The sequence below is a fragment of the Micromonospora sp. M42 genome, from assembly GCF_000568915.1.
Classification (GTDB): domain Bacteria; phylum Actinomycetota; class Actinomycetes; order Mycobacteriales; family Micromonosporaceae; genus Micromonospora; species Micromonospora chalcea.
In genome coordinates this window covers 4,201,024-4,219,936 of the sequence record NZ_KK037233.1, presented here as the reverse complement: position 1 = coordinate 4,219,936, position 18,913 = coordinate 4,201,024, and the positions used below count along the sequence as shown (strand labels likewise).

Sequence of the window (18,913 nt, the reverse complement as noted above, 5' to 3'; positions counted from 1 at the left end):
GGACACGATTCGCACGGCAGAGGGATGAGGTAACCGCATGACGGACAAGCCACGCGCGGCCGACCCGGGTGCCACCGGGTCGGCGGGCGCCGGCAAGGACGCCGGCGACGAACCCCGGGTCGTCATCCGCGACAAGCGCAAGCTCGGCAAGGTGACCGAGCAGCCGGCGAACGACGCCTCGGCGGCGGACGCCGCTGCCGACGCGCCCGCCGAAGGGCTGGTCGAGGAGGCCGAGGTCGTGGTCGACGAGATCGGCGGCGAGGCCGAGGTCACCGGGCCGACGGTGGTCGACTCCCCGGCCGAGCCGAGCGGGGAGACGGAGGCGACCGCGCCGCTCGGCGCCGAGCTGGAGTCGCTCCGCACCGACCTGGAGGAGCGCACCCGCGACCTCCAGCGGGTCACGGCGGAGTACGCCAACTACCGCAAGCGGGTCGACCGGGACCGCAACCTGGTCCAGGAGCAGGCCACCGGCACTGTGCTCAGCGCGCTGCTGCCGATCCTGGACGACCTGGACCGGGCCCGTGAGCACGGCGATCTGGTGGGCCCGTTCGGCAGCGTGGCCGAGCAGCTCACCGCCGCGCTGGGCAAGTTCGGCCTGACCGCGTTCGGCGAGAAGGGCGACCCGTTCGACCCGACCCGGCACGAGGCGGTGGCGCACCAGACCTCCGCCGACGTGACCGAGTCGACCTGCGTACAGGTCATGCGCCGCGGTTACCAGCTCGGCGAGCGGCTGCTGCGGCCCGCCATGGTCGCGGTCGCGGACCCGGAGTAGTGCCGACCCGTGACGTCCCGCCCGCCCCCACCGGGCGGGCGGGACGGCCGGGCTTCGACCCGTGGAAGGGGGTGGACCGGTGAGTTCCAAGGACTGGATCGAGAAGGACTACTACGCCGCGTTGGGCGTGGAGAAGTCCGCCTCCTCGGACGAGATCAAGAAGGCGTACCGCAAGCTGGCCCGGGAGTCGCACCCGGACCACAACCCCGGCGACACCGGGGCCGAGGAGCGGTTCAAGACCGTCTCCGAGGCGTACGCGGTGCTGGGCGACGAGAAGAAGCGACGCGAGTACGACGAGATGCGCTCGCTGTTCGGCTCGGGCGCCTTCCGCCGCAGCGCCCGCGGCGCGGGCCAGCCGGGCGGCGTGCCGTTCGACGTCTCCGACCTGTTCGGCGGCGGCGCGGGCGGCGGGGACACCCGGTTCGGCGGCGGCGGTTTCACCGACCTGTTCAGCTCGATCTTCTCCGGCGGCGGGGGCGGCGCGGCGCGTCCGCGCGGTCCGGCGCGGGGCCGGGACGTCGAGACCGAGGTGGCGCTCGATTTCGAGGATGCGGTACGCGGCGTCACGCTGCCGCTGACGCTGCGCGCGCCCGGCGTCTGCGACACCTGCCACGGCAACGGCGCGAAGCCGGGTACCCAGCCGGTGGCCTGCCCGGTCTGCCACGGCGCCGGCGTGACCACCCGCAACCAGGGGTCGTTCAGCTTCTCCGAGCCGTGCCGCAACTGCCAGGGCGTCGGCACGATCGTCGAGGAGAAGTGCCCGGAGTGCCACGGCACCGGCGGTGTCACCAAGACCCGCACGCTGAACGTGCGCTTCCCGGCCGGGGTGGCCGACGGGCAGCGGATCCGCCTGGCCGGCCGGGGTGAGCCCGGTGAGCGGGGCGGCGCGGCCGGCGACCTGTTCGTGCAGGTGAAGGTCCGCCCGGACGAGCTGTTCGGGCGTACCGGGGACGATCTGACCCTGAACGTCCCGATCACGTACGCCGAGGCGGTCCTCGGCACCGACCTGCGCGTGCCGACCCTGGACGGGACGGTGACGCTGCGGGTGCCACCGGGTACGCCCAGCGGGCGGGTGCTGCGCGCCCGCGGCAAGGGCGTCGTACGCAAGGACGGCCGCGCCGGTGACCTGCTGGTCACGCTCGACGTGGTGGTCCCGGCGAAGGTCTCGGACGAGGCGCGGGCGGCGCTGGAGACCTTCGCGGAGCAGACTCCGCCCGCCGCGCGGGAACATCTCGACGCGCGGGTACGTCGATTCAGTTGACGGCGGCAGCGGAGGTGAGCGGGCATGTCGGAGGAGTACGTCGGCTCGGGTGACCCGGCCTACGAGGCCAAGGTGTTGATGATCTCGGTGGCTGCGCGGATGGCGGGAATGCACCCCCAGACGCTGCGCCAGTACGACCGGCTGGGCCTGGTGCAGGCGGGCCGGGCGTCCGGCGGTGGTCGCCGGTACAGCGTCCGGGACGTGGTGCTGCTGCGCGAGGTGCAGCGGCTCAGCCAGGACGACGGGATCAACCTGGCCGGGGTCAAGCGGATCATCGGGTTGGAGCGGCTGCTCGAAGAGGCACAGCAGCGGGTGGCCCGGCTGGAGGCGGAGCTGGACGCCGCGTACCGGCGGATCGCCGAGCTGGAGTCGCTCGGTGGCTTTGCCCGCGGCGACCTCGTGCCGACCAACCGCACGTCCACCGCGCTCGTCGTCTGGCGACCACGCCGCGCTCCCGACCGCTGACCTTTCACCGGAAGGCCGGCGCGCCCCGCTCCCCCGGGGCCGCGCCGGCCTTCGTACGTCCGGCCCTCGTGCGTCCCTGGTTCGGGGCGCTCGTCGGGGAATGCGGGATGCGGCAGGGCGCTGTCGACTAGGCTCGCCGGTAGGGCCAAAACCCCTAAATCGGACGCCGAGTTGGCAGGGGGAGCCATGGCGGAACCGGCTAAGAAGGTGGCGGAACGCGCCGAGGAACGGCTGGAGAAGGTGGCCGAGAACGTCCGCGAGCGGTTCGACCGGGTCACCGAGGGACGCTTCAGCGACAAGGTCAAGGAAGGGCGCTTCGCCGACCAGACGGACCACGGCGTGGACCGGGCCCGGGACGACGAGAGGCGCAAGAAGCAGGGCGGGTCGACCTGACGATCCGCCGACGTGCGGGCCGGGATCCACGGGGGATCCCGGCCCGTTCGCCGTTCAAGCCGGCGACGTGTCAGAGGCGGCGGTTCTCGCGGACCAGGCCGCCCTCGCACCAGTCCCGGTAGACGAACAGGTCGGGCCGGGCGAGCAGCACGCGGCTGTTGTGCGCCCAGTTGCGCATCAGGTCGTCACCGGCGCGTTCGGCCTGCTCGACAAGCTTGCGGAACCGGCGTTTGGGATGGGCGCGGAAGTTCGTCCGGATGCCGTCGGCGGCGTAGATGTAGAGGCAGTGCAGCGCGAACCGCCGGGCCGGGCAGCGCTCGTCCATCGCCAGGTCGAACAGCGTCTGCACCAGATGGTCACCGGCGACCAGCAGGTCCCAGTCGGGCGGCATCGAGGTCAGCGGCACCGAATCCGGTTGATAGGCCCACGCCCGGAGTTCGGCGGGCGAGGGATCGACCGGATTGGCGAAGCCGTGGAACGTATCTTCCTGCACGCTCACCGGCCGACCTTCCGCTTGCGCTGGCGGGGGCACCGGCCACCCGCGGACCCTGGCTGCTGGGCCGAAACGTTAACGCGGCTGAGCGGAGCAGTGGTAGACCTTCCGGGGATCAATTTGACAACGCCGGGCCGGATCTGCCTGTGGCAGGTCCGGCCCGGCGCGGGTCAGTCCCCGGTCGGCGCGGGCAACGCCGCTGCCGCACGGGCGGCGGCGGCGCGGGAGCGCAGCCACTGCTTGAACCACTGGGTGTCGGGCAGCCGGGCGAGCAGCGGCCCGGTCACCACCGTGATCAACACGTACGCGGTGGCGAGCGCCGCCAGCTTCGGGTTCACCGGGTAGGCGGCCGCGACGGCCAGTCCGGCGATGACGATGGAGAACTCGCCGCGCGGGGTCAGCGCCAGGCCGGCCCGCCAGCGACCGGGCTCGGCGATCCCCGCCCGGCGGGCGGCCAGGTAGCCGGTGGCCACCTTCGTCGCCATGGTGACCACTGCCAGCACCAGCGCCGGCAGCAGCACCGGCGGCATGTCCAGCGGGTTGGTGACCAGCCCGAAGAACACGAAGAAGACAGCGGCGAAGAGATCCCGCAGCGGGGAAAGCAGTTCGGTGGCGTGGTGCGCCACCGGCCCGGACAACGCGATGCCGACCAGGAACGCGCCGACAGCGGCGGAGACCTGGAGTTTGGCCGCGATACCGGCGACCAGCAGGGTCAGGCCGAGCACCCCGAGCAGGAGCGCCTCCGGGTCCTTGGCGGAGAGCGCAGCGGAGATCAGGTGGCCGTACCGGATCGCCACGGCCAGCACCACGACGACGGTGAACACCGCGATGGCGAGCGCGATGCCGCCCTTCATCAGGCCGACCCCGGCGAGCAGCGCGGTGACCAGCGGCAGGTAGAGGGCCATCGCCAGGTCCTCGATCACCAGGACGGAGAGGATCACCGGCGTCTCCCGGTTACCGACCCGGCCCAGGTCGCCGAGCACCTTGGCGATCACGCCCGACGACGACACCCAGGTGACGCCTCCGAGCACCACTGCGGCGACCCAGCCCCACCCGAGCAGCAGCGCGAACCCGAAGCCGGGCAGCGCGTTGAGCACCGCGTCGATCAGACCGGCCGGCGCGGCCGAGCGGAGGTTGCCCACCAGTTCGTTGGCGCTGTACTCCAGGCCGAGCATGACCAGCAGCAGGATCACGCCGATCTCGGCGCCGACGGCGAAGAACTCCTCGCTGGCGTTGAGCGGCAGCAGGCCACCGTGCCCGAACGCCAGGCCGGCGAGCAGGTAGAGCGGGATGGGCGAGACACCGACGCGACGGCTCAGCCGGCCGAGCAGGCCGAGCAGGAGCAGCAGCGCACCGACCTCGATGAGCAGGATTGTGGTTTCGTGCATACGCGTCAGACGTCCGGGTCGGTCTCGGCGAGGATCGCGGTCACGCCGTCGAGCCCCTGGCGGGTACCGACCACGACGACCACGTCGCCGGCTTCGAACCGGAAAGTGGGATCCGGCGAGACGTTCACCGTGCCCTGACGCAGCACGGCGACGATCGACGCGCTGGTCCGGGTCCGGGCCTTGGTGTCACCCAGCCGCTTGCCGACGTATTTCGAGCCGGCCGGAATGGCGATCTGCTCGGTCAGCAGCCCGGCGGCCTGCTCGCGCAGCCCGGAGAGCTGACCCAGCATCAGCGACGCGCCGAGGATGTCGGCGAGCGCCTCCGCCTCGTCGTCCGTCAGGGGGATGTCGTGCTGGCAGGAGTCGGGATCGTCCGGGTCGTAGAGGACCAGGTCGCGACGGCCATTGCGGTGGGAGACCACACCGAGCCGGCGGCCGGACTCCGTCATCAGGTCATGACGTACGCCGATACCCGGCAGGGCGGTCTGTTCGACACGTACTCGCACGCGGGTGAGGCTACTCCGGGCGCGCACCTGCTGCGTCCGGGGTCGATCGATCGCCCGTCATCGTGCGATCAGGGGGTCTCGTCCCGACCGGTTACGTAGGTGCCCTTGCCCTGGTGCCCCTCGACGAGACCTTCGGCCTGAAGGATCAACAGCGCCGACCGGACCGGCTCTGCGGACACTTGGTAGTGCGCGATCAGTTCACGCAGGGAGGGGAGTTTGTCGCCGGGGCCGTACTCGCCCGAAGCGATCTTGTCTCTGATGTCCTGCGCGATTCTCTGACGGTCTGAAACTCGGGGCATGGCGGCAACTCCTGGTAGGCCCCAAGATCTTCCCACGAGTCAGACCGGTCAGCCAACACTTCGCGTGCTAAGCATGCTCACTCCTTGTCATACAATGCTTTGCATTGTATGTTGCTCGTGCGGATGCCCTCGGCGGAACGCCTGGTAGGCAAACCGGCCCTCCGGTTGGCACCCGTGGTCGGCGCGACTGGTCGTGCGCGGCCAGTCGTGTCGCCTTACCCGTCTCCTTGGCCTGGAAGAAGGGACAGTGTCGTGCGCAATCTCCTGCGAATACGTCCGAAGCGGCGGAACGCGCGCCCGCCCGACTCCGCGCCGGGCGCCGCGTACCGCTCCGCGTCGTACCTTCCGCTCCGGCCCTGGCAGGTGCGGGGCCGCAGCTTCGCGACGCGCCGCCGGGGGGCTGGACCCCGCCGAGGTCGCCGCGTTCCTCGACCGCGTGGCCGGGGACCTCGCCGCCGCGTACGCCGAAGTCGCCCGGAGCCGTGAGGAGACGGCGCGGATCAAGGGCGCGTTGCGCGAGTGGCAGTCCCGTCAGGCTCCCTCAATGCGCGACCTGGCCGGGCGGCCGTGACCGGGCGGTACGTGATCCATCTGCCGGTGCGCGCGGCGGATCTGACCCGGGCGAAGATGCTCGGTCGCACGGCCGGCCGGTCGTTGACGTTCCTCGCGGTGGTGGAGTTGGGCGGGATCACCGTGTCGACGGAGGACGACCAGGCCGTACGCCATTGGGTTTTCTGTGACCGCAAGCTGGACGGCGGCCGGCGTTGCGTGCTGCGCGCCGACCACGAGACCCCTTGCCTTACGCGCCTCCCGCGTCGATGAGATCTTGGTACGAAAGGGCCCCTATGAGGGCCGTTTCGTACCAAGATCTACCCGGCCTCGCCGGCGGAGGGTGACTCAGGTCACAGGAGTGGAGTTGAGCGGAATAGACTCAACTCTGGTTGTGTCATGTCCAGTGGACACGCCGATCCGGGGGAGCCCATGAACACGGAACGTCTCACCACCAAGAGCCGCGAGGCCATCACCGGTGCCGTCGCGCTGGCGAACCAGCGCGGTCACGCCACCGTGGAGCCCTGGCACCTGCTGCTGTCACTGCTGGACACCGAGGGCTCGACCGCCGCGGGCCTGCTGCGCGCCGTCGGGGCCGACCCCGCCGAGCTGCGCCGCGTCGCCCAGCGGTCGGTCGACGCGCTGCCCGCCGCCCGCGGGTCGAGCATCGCCGAGCCGACGCTGGCCCGCGAGTTCGTCAACGCCATCGGCGCCGCCGAGCAGATCGCGCGGCCGCTGGGCGACGAGTACACCTCCACCGAGCACCTGCTGGCCGGGCTGGCCCGGGTCGGCGGCGCGGTCTCGGTCGCGCTGAAGAACTCGGGCGCCACCGAGGAGAACCTGGTCGCCGCGTTCCCGACCGTCCGGGGCGGGGACCGGCGGGTCACCACCGCCGACCCGGAGCAGACCTACCAGGCCCTGGCCAAGTACGGCGTGGACCTCACCGCCAGCGCCCGCGACGGCAAGATCGACCCGGTGATCGGCCGGGACTCGGAGATCCGCCGGGTGATCCAGGTGCTGTCCCGGCGTACCAAGAACAACCCGGTGCTGATCGGCGAGCCGGGCGTCGGCAAGACCGCGATCGTGGAGGGCCTGGCCCAGCGGATCGTGGCCGGCGACGTGCCGGAGTCGCTGCGGGACAAGAAGCTGGTCTCGCTCGACCTCGGCGCGATGGTCGCCGGCGCGTCATACCGCGGCCAGTTCGAGGAGCGGCTGAAGTCCGTGCTGGAGGAGATCAAGAACTCCGACGGCCAGGTCATCACGTTCCTCGACGAGCTGCACACCGTGGTCGGCGCCGGCAAGGGCGAGGGCTCGATGGACGCCGGCAACATGCTCAAGCCGATGCTGGCCCGCGGTGAGCTGCGGATGGTCGGCGCTACCACGCTCGACGAGTACCGCGAGCACATCGAGAAGGACCCCGCGCTGGAGCGCCGCTTCCAGCCGGTGCTGGTCGGCGAGCCCACCATCGAGGACACCATCGGCATCCTGCGCGGGCTCAAGGAGCGCTACGAGGTGCACCACGGCGTACGCATCACCGACGCCGCCCTGGTCGCCGCCGCCGCGCTCTCCGACCGGTACATCACCGACCGCTTCCTGCCGGACAAGGCGATCGACCTGGTGGACGAGTCCGCGTCCCGGCTGCGCATGGAGATCGACTCGCGCCCGGTCGAGGTGGACGAGATCGAGCGGGCGGTACGCCGCCTGGAGATCGAGGAGATGGCGCTGGCCAAGGAGCCGGACGCCGCGTCCGCCGAACGCCTGGAGCGGCTGCGCAAGGAGCTGGCCGACAAGCGCGAGCAGCTCACCGCGCTGTCCGAACGCTGGCAGACCGAGAAGAGCCACATCACCAAGCTCTCCACCGCCAAGGAGGAGCTGGAGCGCCTCGGCGGCGAGGCCGAGCGGGCCGAGCGCGACGGCGAGCTGGAACGCGCCGCCGAGCTGCGGTACGGCCGGATCCCGGCGCTGCGGACCGAGCTGAAGCAGGCCGAGGAGGAGCTGGCCCGGCTCCAGGCCGACGGCGCGATGCTCAAGGAGGAGGTCGGCGCGGACGACATCGCCGCGGTGGTCGCCTCCTGGACCGGCATCCCCGCCGGCCGGCTGCTCGAAGGCGAGACCGCCAAGCTGCTCCGGATGGAGGAGTCGCTGCGGGCCCGCGTCGTCGGCCAGGCCGAGGCGGTGGGCGCGGTCTCCGACGCGGTACGCCGCGCCCGGGCCGGCGTCGCCGACCCGGACCGCCCGACCGGCAGCTTCCTGTTCCTCGGCCCGACCGGTGTCGGCAAGACCGAGCTGGCAAAGGCGCTCGCCGAGTTCCTCTTCGACGACGAGCGGGCCATGGTCCGCATCGACATGAGCGAGTACGGCGAGAAGCACTCGGTGGCCCGCCTGGTCGGTGCCCCACCCGGATACGTCGGCTACGAGGAGGGCGGCCAGCTCACCGAGGCGGTACGCCGCCGGCCGTACTCGGTGATCCTGCTGGACGAGGTGGAGAAGGCCCACCCGGACGTCTTCGACGTACTGCTGCAGGTGCTCGACGACGGCCGGCTCACCGACGGTCAGGGCCGTACCGTGGACTTCCGCAACGCGATCCTGATCCTCACCTCGAATCTGGGCTCGTCGGTGATCAGCGACCTGACGCTCACCGAGAATGAGCGCCGGGAAGGTGTGCTCGCGGTGGTCCGGTCGCACTTCAAGCCGGAGTTCCTCAACCGGCTCGACGACATCGTGGTGTTCGCCGCGCTCCAGGGCGAGGACCTGCGTTCGATCGTGGACATTCAGCTCGACCGGATGCGCCGCCGACTGGCGGACCGCCGGTTGGGCCTGGAGATCACTGAAGCCGCCCGCACGTGGCTGGCCGAGCACGGGTACGACCCGATCTACGGTGCCCGCCCGCTGCGCCGGCTGGTGCAGTCGGCGATCGGCGACCAGCTCGCGAAGGCGCTGCTGGCCGGCGACATCCGCGACGGCGACACGGTCCGCGTAGACCTGTCCGACACCAAGGAGTCCCTGGCGGTCACCGCCGCCTGACCCGCTCCTGCGAAGGCCCGGCCGTCCTGGCCGGGCCTTCGCCGTTCCCGGCCGCGCCCTGCTCGTGGAGGTTGTTAACAAGGGGCCCTTCCTCTACCGGAGGCGTTAAAAGGGGGCCCTTCCTTGCGGTTGGAGGGGGTGGTGGGGTGGGCACATAGTGGGGCATGAGTGGGAGCTGGGAGCGGGAACTGGACGAGGCGGCGCGGGAACTCGACGGCGCGGACACCCTCGCCTTCGGCGGGGTGGGACTGGCGGGGCAGGTGCTGCCCGCGACCGAGGCGTACCGACGGCTGGAACAGGGGTTGCGGGAGCACCCGGAGGCGGCCCGCAAGCGGGTCGACAAGCTGCTCCGCAAGGGTTCCCCGGCCGGGCGGGCGTACGCGGCGACGCTGCTGGAGGCGGCCGACCCGGCCGCCGGGCGGGACGCCTGGGCGCGGCTGCGCGACGACGACGGCGAGTTCACCACGTTCTCCGGCTGCCTGATGGGCCGCGCCACGCTGGGCGAATACGCCGCCGACCGGCTCGCCGGCGGCGAGCAGTAGCTGACCGCACACTCAGCGAACAGGACTTCAGAAGGCGTGCATGCGGTTGTTACCGTTCCCGCCTAGCAGGTTGGGGGAGGCGGTCGTGAACGGTTCGTTGGCGTACGTGGTGACCACGCTGGGGTGCCTCGTCGGGGTCGCCGGTGTGGTGATCGCCGTGATCGCGGTACGGAAGTCCCGGTCGGAGTCCCGCCCGAAGACGAAGGCGGCGCCGGGTGACCCGTTCCGGGACCGGGACGCGGACGCGCTGCGCGGCGACCCGCGCGCGCTCAAGCCCGGCGACATCGTCGAGATCCGTACGGTGCCGTACACCGTGCGGGGCTCGGTGCACCTGGTTGAGGGTGGCTGGAGCTGGGCGGAGCACCTGCTCGACGACGCGGGCGGCGTGAAGCGCTGGCTCTCCGTCGAGTCCGACCCGGACCTGGAGCTGGTGCTCTGGACCAGCGAGCCGGGGGCCACCGTGACGCCGGGCGCCCCGACGCTGGAGATCGCCGGCCGCCGCTACAACTGGGACGAGTCGGGCCAGGCCCGGTACACCGCGACCGAGGGCACCGGCCTCGATCCGCACGGCACCATGCGCTACTACGACTACCAGGCGCCGGGCGGCGCGCGGCTGTCGTTCGAGGCGTACGGGGAGGCCGGCTGGGAGGTCAACCTTGGTGAGGAGCTGCGCCGCGCCGAGGTGATGATCTACCCGCAGGGCGGCCCGGAAACGGTGCGCTGACGTGCTCGTCTGCCTGGACACGCCCTACGTCGACACCAGCGCCGCCGATCTGAGCCTGGCCCTGGGCGGCCCGGAGCTGCCGGCGCTCGCCGTACGCGACATCGACCTGCCCGGGCTGCCCCGGCTGCGGCTGCGCCTGCTCGGCGCCTCCCACCAGGTGATGCTCGGCGGGCTCACGGAGACGGTCGCCTGCCTGCCCGGCCGCCCGCCGCACCTGCCGGACGCGCTGCACGACGAAACGACCGGCTACCGGTTCATGGCCACCGTGCTCCGGCCGGACGGCGACGGCCTGCGTACCCGGGTCGCGGCGCTGCGCGCCGAGCTGGCCGAGGACCCGTACGCGCTGATCGGGGTCTTCCCCGGCGACGAGGACGCGGTCACCGCGCTCTCCGTCCGGCCCCGGCCGCCGGACGGCGTGCTCGCCTGGCGTACCTGGCACGTCTACCCCCAGACGAACGAGCTGGTCCTGACCGAGACCGTGGTGGAGGAGCTGTGACGTACCGACGGTGGTTCGTGGTGGGCGTGGCGGTCGCCGTCATCGGCGCGCTCATCGCCACCTTCACGATCTTCTACGGCAACTTCTCGCCCCGGGGCTACGTGGAGGACAACTTCTCCCGCGCCTCCGGGCGGGACATCGGCTCGAACGCGATCGCGTACACCTCCCGGAAGACGCCGAGCGAGGTGTCCAAGCAGATCACCGACGCCTGGAAGCCGGCCGACCAGTACGTCGACGGCAGCGGGGTCTACCTGCGCTACGACGACGACTCGGTGGTGATCCTCCCGCTCGCCGTCGGCTCGGTGATCCTGCTGGAGAAGATGACCACCGCCTACCCCCGCTACCACACCGTCGTCGGCAACAGCTGGGGCTGGGGCCGAGGCAGCACGGTCCGGGGCGGCGGCCCCGGTTCCGGTAAGTAGCCCCCTTCGCCCCCCTCACCCTGGAGTCTTCTGTGCAGCATCTCGTCACCGATCTGCTGGTCACCCTCGCGTACGGCGTGGTCGGCGTCGTTCTGATGGCCATCGGTTACGTCCTGGTCGACGTGGCCACCCCGGGCAAGCTTCACGAGCTGATCTGGGTCGAGCGCAACCGCAACGCGGCGCTGTTGCTCTCGTCGAACCTGGTCGGGGTGGGCACCATCGTGGTGGCCGCGATCGTGGCCAGCGACAACGATTTCCGGCTGGGGCTGATCGGCGCGGGCGCGTACGGCATCCTCGGCCTGGTGATCATGGCGGTGGCGTTCATGCTGCTCGACGCCGCCACTCCGGGCAAGCTCGGTGAGCTGCTGGTCGACCCGGAGCCGCACCCGGCGGTGTGGGTCTCGGCCACCGTGCACCTCGCCACCGGCGCGATCATCGCAGCCGCAATCATCTGATGAGCGGAAAGCCCGCACAGCATTCGGCGGGGAAGGACAAACGCACCCAGACGGTGATCTGGTCCGTGGTCGTGGGGGTCGTGGTCGTCGTCTGCGCCGTCGGCGCGTTCAGCGGCGACTCGGACACCTCCGTCCCCGCGCCGGCCGCCGACGAACGCTCCGGCACCGTGCCGATCCTCCGGGCCGCCGCCGACAGCCAGGGCATCTGCTACGGCTGGGAACTGCTCGACGTGTACGACGAGGTGAGCGTCGGCTCCAACCTCGGCGACGGCACCACAGTCGTCGACGCGCCCGGCTGCGCGCGCTGGATCGCGGTCTCCGTGAACGTCAGGTACACCTCGTCCAGCAGCGAGTCGGAGGACTCCGCCACGATCCGGATCAAGGGGTCGGACGACATCGAGTTCGCCGACCTCGCCGCGATCGAGACCCGGCTGGGTCGCTTCGGGCTGGACGAGGACGCGTTCCTCGACGACCCGGGCTGGGCCGTCACCCGGGCCGCCACGATCCTGCCGCTGCTCGCCGCCGAGCGCGGGCTCGCCGAGCCGGCCGCGACGCCCACCGCCGCGCCGTCCACCGCTGCCGCGCCGCTGCCGGACGCCGGCAACGACTTCTGGCGGGACCGCTGGATCTACGTCCTCAGCTCGGTCGGACTGTTCCTGCTCGCCGCGCTGTTCATCGCCGTGGGCGTGCGGCAGCGCCGCAGCCACCGGGGACGGGTGCCCGCGCAGCGCCCCGGGGCGGGAGCCGCCGGACGTACCCGGAGCAGACGGTGACCGCCGACGTGGCCGCACGGCCGCGGTGGCGCCTGGCCCGCGCGGCGGTCCTGCTCGCGGTCTTCGTCTGCGCGGCCTGCGGCCTGGTGTACGAGCTGGCGCTGGTCGCGCTCGGCAGCTACCTGATCGGCGACACGGTCGGTCAGGCGTCGATCGTGCTCGGCGTGATGGTCTTCGCGATGGGCGTCGGCGCGCTGGTGGCGAAGCCGTTGCAGTCCCGGGCGGTGGTCTCGTTCGCGGTGATCGAGCTGACGCTGGCGCTGCTCGGCGGCCTCTCCGTGCTCGGCCTCTACGCCGCGTTCGCCTGGCTCGACCTGTACGGCCCGGCGCTCGTCGGCACCGCGTTCGTGCTCGGCCTGCTGATCGGCGCGGAGATCCCGCTGCTCATGGTGATGCTGCAACGCATCCGGGAACAGTCCGCGGGCAGCGCGGTGGCCGACCTGTTCGCCGCCGACTACGTGGGCGCGCTGCTCGGCGGGCTGGCCTTCCCGTTCCTGCTGATCCCGGCCTTCGGCCAGCTCAAGGGCGCGCTCGTGGTGGGCGCGGTGAACGCGGTCGCCGGGGTGGTGCTCGTCTTCACCGTGTTCCGCGCCGACCTCAGCCGCCGGGCGCGGGCCGCGCTGGGCGCGGCCCACCGCCGTGGTCGGCCTGCTCCTCGGGTACGCCTGGGTGACCGCCCACGACTTCGAGGTGACCACCCGCCAGCAGCTCTACCGCGACCCGGTGGTGCACGCCGAGCGCAGCCGCTACCAGGAGATCGTGCTGACCCGGTCGGTGCCCGAGCCCGGCCGCTCCGACACCGACCTGCGGCTGTTCCTCAACGGCGACCTGCAGTTCAGCTCGATCGACGAGTACCGCTACCACGAGGCACTCGTGCACCCGGCGATGCGCGGGGCGCACGGCGACGTGCTGGTGCTCGGCGCCGGGGACGGGCTGGCCGCGCGGGAGATCCTCAAGTACCCGGACGTGCGTTCGGTGACGCTCGTCGACCTCGACCCGGCAGTGGTCGAGCTGGCCCGCCGCGAGCCGCAACTGCGCGAGCTGAACGGCGGCTCGCTCACCGACCCCCGGGTACGGGTGCTCAACCTTGACGCGTTCGCGTGGCTGCGTACCGCCACGGACCGCTTCGACGTGGTGATCGCCGACCTGCCCGACCCGGACGAGACGGCCACCGCGAAGCTCTACACGATCGAGTTCTACACGCTGATCCGGCCGGTGCTGGCCCCCGGCGGGCGGCTCGTCGTGCAGTCCGGGTCGCCCTACTTCGCACCCCGGTCGTACTGGTCGATCGAGCGGTCGATCCGCGAGGCCGGCTTCGCCACCGTGCCGTACCACGTCGACGTGCCGAGCTTCGGCGACTGGGGATTCGTGCTCGCCGCGCCGGGTGACGTGGCGCCGGAACTGGCGCTGCCGGACGACAGGCCGCCGCTGCGTTTCCTCACCCCGGAGGTGGTGGCCGCAGCCGCCACGTTCCCCGCCGACCGGGCCCGGCTGGACATGCCGGCCAACACGTTGTTGCGACCGAGGGTGCTGGACTACGCCCGCGAGGAGTGGCGCGGCTACTAGGTTTCGGGGCATGCCACCCGAATCGCCGCGCTACCGGCCGGGGATCGGCTGGCTGGTCCGCCGGCTGCCGACCCGGGCGATCCAGGCTGCGTCCTACCTCCAGGCGTTCGTGCTCTCCGGCGTGGTCACCGTGCTGGCCGTACGCGCGTACCTGAAGGCCGCCGACTATCCACAGCTCGGCGGCGGCGGGCTGCACATCGCGCACGTGCTCTGGGGCGGCCTGCTGCTCGCCGTGGGTCTGGGCATCCCGCTGGTCTTCCTCGGCGGTGGCGCCCGCAGCGGCGGGGCGGTGATCGGCGGCATCGGGTTCGGGCTGTTCATCGACGAGGTGGGCAAGTTCGTCACCACCGGCACCGACTACTTCTACGCCCCCGCCGCCGCCATCATCTACGTCGCGTTCGCGCTGCTGGTCCTGCTCACCCAGGCGGTACGCGGGCGCACCGGCCGCTCCCGGCTCACCCCCGCCGAACGCACCGCCAACGCGCTGGACGTGGTGCTCAGCGGCCTGCCCGGCGGATTGACCGACAGGCGGCGGATCGCCGTGCTGCGTCTCGTGCAGGGCACCGGACCGGCCACCGAGACGGCGGTGGCGCAACTGCTGGACGCCGTACCCCGCCGGGAGCCGCCGCCGGTGCGGTTCTGGCAGCGAGCGGCGGACCGGGCCCGGCGTCTCGCCGTCTGGGCGGCCGGACGCCGCTGGCTCATCTGGCCGGTGGTGGTCTATCTGGTGGTGGAGCCGGTGCTCACCGTGCTGGCCGTGTTCCTCGACGGCGTGACCGGGCACCTGGGCGAGGAACGGGAGTGGGGTGCGATCCTCGGTGTCAGCGCCAGCGCGCTGATCACGGCCGTGCTCGGCCTGTGGGCCGCCTGGCTGCTGCGCCGCGACCGGGCCGAGGCGTTCCGGCTGTTCAAGCTGGCGCTCCTGGTCGACCTGCTGTTCGGGCAGGTCTTCAACTTCACCGTCAACCAGTTCGGCGCGGTCTCCGCGGTCGCGCTCGACCTGGCGCTGCTCGGTGTGGTCACCGCCGAGCACCGCCGGCTGCGCCGCGCAGCGGACCGGTGAGCCGTTCCGACATGCTGACCTGGTGCGAGATCGCTACGGTGGTCACCTGATCCAGGAAAGGGAGAATCATGGCCGATGCTCCGGGCACCGCGCCCCGCGCGCGTCCCAGTGTGGTGACGCTTTCCAGCTGGCTGCTCATTCTTGTCGCCGCGATCCAGGTGGTGAACCTGATCGTGGCGCTGACCGTCGCGGGCACCGTCCGCGACGTCCTCACCGACGCGTACGCGGGCTCCTCGGCCGAGGGGGCCGCCGACATCGCGTACGTGTTCAGCATCGTCACGGCGATCGTGTCGCTGCTGATCGCGGCCGGGCTCGTCGTGCTCGCGCTGCTGAACAACAGGGGCAAGAACGCCTCCCGGATCACCACCTGGGTGCTGGGCGGCATCCTGCTCTGCTGCACCGGCGGCGGGCTGCTCACCGGCCTCACCGGTGGCATGACCGGCGGCACCGCCACGGGTGACATGCCCAGCCCGGACGAGATCCAACGCCGGCTCGACGACGCTCTGCCGTCCTGGTACACCCCGGTCAACCTGCTGCTGGGCCTGGTGGCGCTGCTCGCCCTGCTGGCCGCGCTGATCCTGCTGGCGCTGCCGAAGGCGAACGAGTTCTTCCGCAAGCCCAAGGCCGGCTGGGAGCCGCCGGTACCGGGCGGCGCGTACCCGGCGGCCCCGGGGCACGCGGGTGACCCGTCGTACCCGTCGTACCCGGGCCCGACCGGCGACCCGGCGTACCCGCCGGCTCCCGGCACCCCGCCGCCGTCCACGCCGGGCGGTCCGCCGCCGTCGGCCGGTCAGCCGTCGGCCGGTCAGCCGCCGGCCGGGCCGGGCGGTCAGCCGGGCGAGCGCCGCGACCCGGAGCCGCCACCCGGAAGTTGACGTCCGGATTGTGGCGACGCCGACGATCCCTCCGAGTAGGTTGCATCCGACGCCTACCGGAGGGATCAGTCGTGTCGTACCCCGATCGGGCCGCCCCCCGCCGGCCGGGCGCCGTCCTCGCCGCGGTGGCGGTGCTGCTGGCGATGGCGGTCGGCGCCGTGGCGTACGCGGTGGCGAACCTCGCCGTCACCGGCGGCACGGTGGACCGGTTCCGGGCCGCCGCGGCGGACGAGACCGGCGCGAGCGGCGGCGACATCGACCAGGTGGCCGGCCTGCTGCGCGCCTCGACCTACCTCGCCGCCGTGCTCGGCGTGCTGGCCGCGCTGCTGCTGGTCGGGCTGGCGCTCGGCCTGCTCGCCGGCCGGTCCGGGGCCCGCGTGGGAACCTGGGTCGTCGCCGGCACCGGCCTGCTCTGCGGCTGTTGCGGGCTGGCGTTGCTGGTCGGCCAGCGGGCCGCCCCGTTGCAACTCGGCCCCGAGGACCGGATCACCGCCGACCTGCTCGGGCTGGTCGGGGACGCCTACCCGGGGTGGTGGATCCCGGTGAACGCGGTGGTGTCGGTGGCGCAGATCCTCGGCTATCTGGTGGTCGCCGCGCTGCTCACGTTGCCGTCGGCCGGCGCGTTCCTGCGCAGCGGCACCGGACCGGCGCGGCCGTCCGGGTACGGCGCCACCGTGTCCGGCGCGCCCGTCTCCGGGCCGACGCCCTGGGGACCGCCGCCCGGCCTGCAACAGCCGTCCGCCCCGCCCGCGTCCGCCCCGCCCGCGTCGCCGTGGGCCGCACCGCCGCCTCCCGAGGACCGCCCATGACCGGTGACACCCACCCCTCCCGGCGCCGTGCCCTGGTCACCGGCGCCAGCCTCGGCATCGGCGAGGCGTTCGCCCGGCGGCTCGCCGCCGACGGCTGGGACCTCGTCCTGGTGGCCCGGGACGCCACCCGGCTCGACGCGCTCGCGACCGAGCTGACCGGCCGGCACGGCGGCGACGCGGAGACGATCGCGGCCGATCTGTCCACCGAGGACGGTTGTGCGACGGTCGAGCGCCGGCTTGCCGACGGCCCACCGGTCGACCTGCTGGTGAACAACGCGGGAATCAGCTTGAACACCTCGTTCGTCCGGTCGCCGGTGGCCGACGAGGCGCGGCTGGTACGGCTCAACGTGCTCGCGGTGCTGCGTCTGACCCACGCCGCGCTCGGCCCGATGATCGAACGAGGGCAAGGGGCAGTGATAAATGTCTCTTCCGTTGCGGGCTTCGGTGTCCCCATGCCGGGATCCACGTACTCGGCCAGCAAGGCGTGGGTGACGAATTTCAGCGAGTCGATCGGCCAGTCCGTCGCGCCGCTCGGCGTACGGGTGATGGCGCTCTGCCCCGGCTACACCCGCACCGGCATCCACGAGCGGGTCGGCATCGACATGTCGCGCCTGCCCGCCTGGGCCTGGCTGCGTGCCGACGATGTGGTCGCCGAAGGGCTCCGTGACCTACATAAAGGCAAGTTCGTGAGTGTCCCGGACTGGAAGTACAAGGTGGCGGTCGCCGGGCTGCGGTACGCCCCGAAGCGCCTGCTGCGGGGCTTCCGCCGGGACACCCGGGGCGCGGTCGACCGGCGACGCGGCTGAGCGGCGGCGGGGCCGGTCGGCGGCCGACCTCGATGGACGGTCGCGCAGCGTAGCCGCTCATCGCCACCCATCGGTCGCCCACTGGGTTGATCAGGGCGGACCCCGAGCACGGCTCTCAGACTTGCGAAGTACTCTCTTGGGCCATGGGCGACCGCGACGACCTGCGCAAATTCATCAGTGACCTGGCTGTGGTCCACGGCCGGGTGGTGCTCTCGTCGGGCCGCGAGGCGGACTGGTACGTGGATCTGCGCCGAGTCACGCTCCATCACGAAGCGGCTCCGTTGATCGGTCGGGTCATGCTCGATCTGACCGCCGACTGGGCGTACGACGCGGTTGGTGGGCTGACCCTGGGCGCCGATCCGGTGGCCGCCGCCATGTTGCACGCCTCGGCCGGCACCGACGGCGCGGTGGACGCGTTCGTGGTCCGTAAGGAGGGCAAGGCGCACGGCCTCCAGCGCCGGATCGAAGGTCCGGACGTGGCCGGTCGCCGGGTCCTGGCGGTCGAGGACACCTCCACCACTGGCGGAAGTGTTTTGACGGCGGTCGAGGCATTACGCGAGGCGGGGGCCGAAGTGGTGGGTGTGGCGGTTATTGTTGATCGAGGCGCCGGCGACGCGGTGCGAGCCGCCGGATTGCCCTATCGGGCGGCCTATACGTTGGCTGACCTCGGCCTTGTGGCGTAAAAGTCTGCCGATTCGGATCTGCTGATATGCAGGCGGATCGATGCTGCTGGTGGAAGGATGGAATACGTGGGAACTGCGTTGGCTGAAATGACCATGCCTCAGATCTCGCCGCTTGCCGGCGAGCCGATCGAACGCGCCGACGCCGAGCGGCTTGCGGGGGTCCTCAAGGCCCTCGCGGACCCCGCACGGCTGCGGCTGCTCAGCCTGATCCAGTCGGCTCCCGAGGGGGAGGCGTGCGTGTGTGACCTCACCGCGCCGCTCGGCCTCTCGCAGCCGACGGTCAGCCACCACCTGCGAATCCTCACCGAGGCCGGCTTGCTGGAGCGGGAGAAGCGCGGGGTCTGGGCGTACTACCGGCTGGTGCCGTCCGCGATCGCCACGATCGCGGATCTGCTCACCCCGCCGCGGAAGCGGGCCACCAAGAAGGCTCGCTGAAACCTTTCGGGCCGGCCCGTAGAGGGTCGTCCCGGCCGGGTGCCCGGTGGCGTGCGAGGGGTGGCGCCATCAGCGCACGATGACGGCTGCGGCCGTTCGTGTGACCCGGTTCGA

General features: G+C 72.0%; 22 protein-coding genes and 2 pseudogenes. 20 read left to right on the top strand and 4 right to left on the bottom strand.

The features are described 5' to 3' along the window. Window positions 1-37: 37 nt before the first annotated feature. The 4 genes from grpE to MCBG_RS19400 all read left to right on the top strand — a co-directional run bounded on the left by grpE (window position 38) and on the right by MCBG_RS19400 (window position 2,891). A complete protein-coding gene (gene grpE / locus MCBG_RS19415; RefSeq protein ID WP_043327582.1) occupies window positions 38-772 on the top strand; it encodes a nucleotide exchange factor GrpE in 735 nt (244 codons plus the stop codon). A gap of 79 nt (window positions 773-851) precedes the next feature. Beyond that, window positions 852-2,033, top strand: a complete 1,182-nt coding sequence (dnaJ, locus tag MCBG_RS19410; RefSeq protein WP_043327581.1) for a molecular chaperone DnaJ — start codon at window positions 852-854, stop codon at window positions 2,031-2,033. A 24-nt stretch (window positions 2,034-2,057) separates the two neighbouring features. After that, a complete protein-coding gene (locus MCBG_RS19405; RefSeq protein ID WP_030500539.1) occupies window positions 2,058-2,498 on the top strand; it encodes a heat shock protein transcriptional repressor HspR in 441 nt (146 codons plus the stop codon). A gap of 186 nt (window positions 2,499-2,684) precedes the next feature. Further along, a complete protein-coding gene (locus tag MCBG_RS19400) occupies window positions 2,685-2,891 on the top strand; it encodes a hypothetical protein (protein ID WP_043327580.1) in 207 nt (68 codons plus the stop codon). Between the two features lie 70 nt (window positions 2,892-2,961). Here the strand turns inward: MCBG_RS19400 and MCBG_RS19395 are convergent, their stop codons facing one another. The 4 genes from MCBG_RS19395 to MCBG_RS19380 form a co-directional block, all read right to left on the bottom strand. Then, window positions 2,962-3,390, bottom strand: coding sequence for a hypothetical protein (locus MCBG_RS19395; RefSeq protein WP_030500541.1), 429 nt, complete (start codon window positions 3,388-3,390; stop codon window positions 2,962-2,964). Between the two features lie 164 nt (window positions 3,391-3,554). Continuing rightward, the gene (locus tag MCBG_RS19390; protein WP_043327579.1) at window positions 3,555-4,772 is read right to left on the bottom strand and encodes a cation:proton antiporter; all 1,218 of its coding nucleotides are present in this window, start codon (window positions 4,770-4,772) and stop codon (window positions 3,555-3,557) included. Window positions 4,773-4,777: 5 nt separating this feature from the next. After that, window positions 4,778-5,278: a cation:proton antiporter regulatory subunit gene (locus tag MCBG_RS19385; RefSeq protein ID WP_043327578.1), complete on the bottom strand. Its 501-nt coding sequence runs from the start codon at window positions 5,276-5,278 to the stop codon at window positions 4,778-4,780. 68 nt (window positions 5,279-5,346) lie between these two features. Further along, the gene (locus tag MCBG_RS19380) at window positions 5,347-5,577 is read right to left on the bottom strand and encodes a winged helix-turn-helix domain-containing protein (protein WP_043327577.1); all 231 of its coding nucleotides are present in this window, start codon (window positions 5,575-5,577) and stop codon (window positions 5,347-5,349) included. A gap of 252 nt (window positions 5,578-5,829) precedes the next feature. On the opposite strand from MCBG_RS19380, the pseudogene MCBG_RS19375 reads away from it, so the two are divergent. The 16 genes and pseudogenes from MCBG_RS19375 to MCBG_RS19300 all read left to right on the top strand — a co-directional run bounded on the left by MCBG_RS19375 (window position 5,830) and on the right by MCBG_RS19300 (window position 18,799). Next, window positions 5,830-6,148: pseudogene (locus MCBG_RS19375) on the top strand (DivIVA domain-containing protein). Next, complete coding sequence (locus MCBG_RS19370; protein WP_043327576.1) at window positions 6,145-6,399, top strand: hypothetical protein; 255 nt, start codon at window positions 6,145-6,147, stop codon at window positions 6,397-6,399. The pseudogene MCBG_RS19375 and the gene MCBG_RS19370 overlap by 4 nt, the downstream one beginning before the upstream one ends. A 159-nt stretch (window positions 6,400-6,558) precedes the next feature. Then, the gene (gene clpB / locus MCBG_RS19365; protein WP_043327575.1) at window positions 6,559-9,150 is read left to right on the top strand and encodes an ATP-dependent chaperone ClpB; all 2,592 of its coding nucleotides are present in this window, start codon (window positions 6,559-6,561) and stop codon (window positions 9,148-9,150) included. A gap of 164 nt (window positions 9,151-9,314) precedes the next feature. Further along, entirely contained in the window at window positions 9,315-9,692 is a 378-nt protein-coding gene (locus MCBG_RS19360) for a hypothetical protein (RefSeq protein WP_043327574.1), read from the top strand. An 85-nt stretch (window positions 9,693-9,777) separates the two neighbouring features. Then, complete coding sequence (locus MCBG_RS19355) at window positions 9,778-10,416, top strand: DUF4178 domain-containing protein (RefSeq protein WP_043330769.1); 639 nt, start codon at window positions 9,778-9,780, stop codon at window positions 10,414-10,416. A 1-nt stretch (window position 10,417) separates the two neighbouring features. Then, entirely contained in the window at window positions 10,418-10,912 is a 495-nt protein-coding gene (locus MCBG_RS19350; RefSeq protein ID WP_043327573.1) for a DUF2617 family protein, read from the top strand. Beyond that, window positions 10,909-11,334: a DUF4247 domain-containing protein gene (locus tag MCBG_RS19345; protein ID WP_043327572.1), complete on the top strand. Its 426-nt coding sequence runs from the start codon at window positions 10,909-10,911 to the stop codon at window positions 11,332-11,334. The genes MCBG_RS19350 and MCBG_RS19345 overlap by 4 nt, the downstream gene beginning before the upstream one ends. A gap of 32 nt (window positions 11,335-11,366) precedes the next feature. Beyond that, entirely contained in the window at window positions 11,367-11,789 is a 423-nt protein-coding gene (locus tag MCBG_RS19340) for a DUF350 domain-containing protein (RefSeq protein ID WP_043327571.1), read from the top strand. Beyond that, window positions 11,789-12,562, top strand: a complete 774-nt coding sequence (locus MCBG_RS19335) for a hypothetical protein (protein WP_043327570.1) — start codon at window positions 11,789-11,791, stop codon at window positions 12,560-12,562. The genes MCBG_RS19340 and MCBG_RS19335 overlap by 1 nt, the downstream gene beginning before the upstream one ends. Further along, window positions 12,559-14,128: pseudogene (locus MCBG_RS19330) on the top strand (polyamine aminopropyltransferase). The gene MCBG_RS19335 and the pseudogene MCBG_RS19330 overlap by 4 nt, the downstream one beginning before the upstream one ends. 64 nt (window positions 14,129-14,192) lie before the next feature. Then, window positions 14,193-15,191, top strand: a complete 999-nt coding sequence (locus MCBG_RS19325; protein WP_043330768.1) for a hypothetical protein — start codon at window positions 14,193-14,195, stop codon at window positions 15,189-15,191. Between the two features lie 68 nt (window positions 15,192-15,259). Then, a complete protein-coding gene (locus MCBG_RS19320) occupies window positions 15,260-16,066 on the top strand; it encodes a hypothetical protein (RefSeq protein ID WP_043327569.1) in 807 nt (268 codons plus the stop codon). A 71-nt stretch (window positions 16,067-16,137) separates the two neighbouring features. After that, window positions 16,138-16,875: a hypothetical protein gene (locus MCBG_RS19315; protein ID WP_043327568.1), complete on the top strand. Its 738-nt coding sequence runs from the start codon at window positions 16,138-16,140 to the stop codon at window positions 16,873-16,875. Continuing rightward, window positions 16,872-17,681 carry an SDR family NAD(P)-dependent oxidoreductase gene (locus MCBG_RS19310; RefSeq protein ID WP_043327567.1) on the top strand — a complete coding sequence of 270 codons (810 nt, stop codon included), beginning with the start codon at window positions 16,872-16,874 and terminating at the stop codon, window positions 17,679-17,681. The genes MCBG_RS19315 and MCBG_RS19310 overlap by 4 nt, the downstream gene beginning before the upstream one ends. A 143-nt stretch (window positions 17,682-17,824) precedes the next feature. Then, window positions 17,825-18,364 (top strand): orotate phosphoribosyltransferase, encoded by a 540-nt coding sequence (gene pyrE, locus MCBG_RS19305; protein ID WP_043327566.1) that lies wholly within the window; start codon window positions 17,825-17,827, stop codon window positions 18,362-18,364. A 57-nt stretch (window positions 18,365-18,421) separates the two neighbouring features. Next, window positions 18,422-18,799, top strand: a complete 378-nt coding sequence (locus MCBG_RS19300; RefSeq protein ID WP_007454255.1) for an ArsR/SmtB family transcription factor — start codon at window positions 18,422-18,424, stop codon at window positions 18,797-18,799. The last annotated feature ends 114 nt before the right edge of the window (window positions 18,800-18,913 follow it).

Coding starts and splice junctions, on each gene's coding strand:
- pyrE (WP_043327566.1), top strand. CDS start 17,825: ATGGGCGACCGCGACGACCTGCGCAAATTCATCAGTGACCTGGCTGTG.
- MCBG_RS19405 (WP_030500539.1), top strand. CDS start 2,058: ATGTCGGAGGAGTACGTCGGCTCGGGTGACCCGGCCTACGAGGCCAAG.
- MCBG_RS19335 (WP_043327570.1), top strand. CDS start 11,789: ATGAGCGGAAAGCCCGCACAGCATTCGGCGGGGAAGGACAAACGCACC.
- clpB (WP_043327575.1), top strand. CDS start 6,559: ATGAACACGGAACGTCTCACCACCAAGAGCCGCGAGGCCATCACCGGT.
- MCBG_RS19400 (WP_043327580.1), top strand. CDS start 2,685: ATGGCGGAACCGGCTAAGAAGGTGGCGGAACGCGCCGAGGAACGGCTG.
- MCBG_RS19310 (WP_043327567.1), top strand. CDS start 16,872: ATGACCGGTGACACCCACCCCTCCCGGCGCCGTGCCCTGGTCACCGGC.
- MCBG_RS19380 (WP_043327577.1), bottom strand. CDS start 5,577: ATGCCCCGAGTTTCAGACCGTCAGAGAATCGCGCAGGACATCAGAGAC.
- MCBG_RS19390 (WP_043327579.1), bottom strand. CDS start 4,772: ATGCACGAAACCACAATCCTGCTCATCGAGGTCGGTGCGCTGCTGCTC.
- MCBG_RS19300 (WP_007454255.1), top strand. CDS start 18,422: ATGGAATACGTGGGAACTGCGTTGGCTGAAATGACCATGCCTCAGATC.
- MCBG_RS19320 (WP_043327569.1), top strand. CDS start 15,260: ATGGCCGATGCTCCGGGCACCGCGCCCCGCGCGCGTCCCAGTGTGGTG.
- MCBG_RS19360 (WP_043327574.1), top strand. CDS start 9,315: ATGAGTGGGAGCTGGGAGCGGGAACTGGACGAGGCGGCGCGGGAACTC.
- grpE (WP_043327582.1), top strand. CDS start 38: ATGACGGACAAGCCACGCGCGGCCGACCCGGGTGCCACCGGGTCGGCG.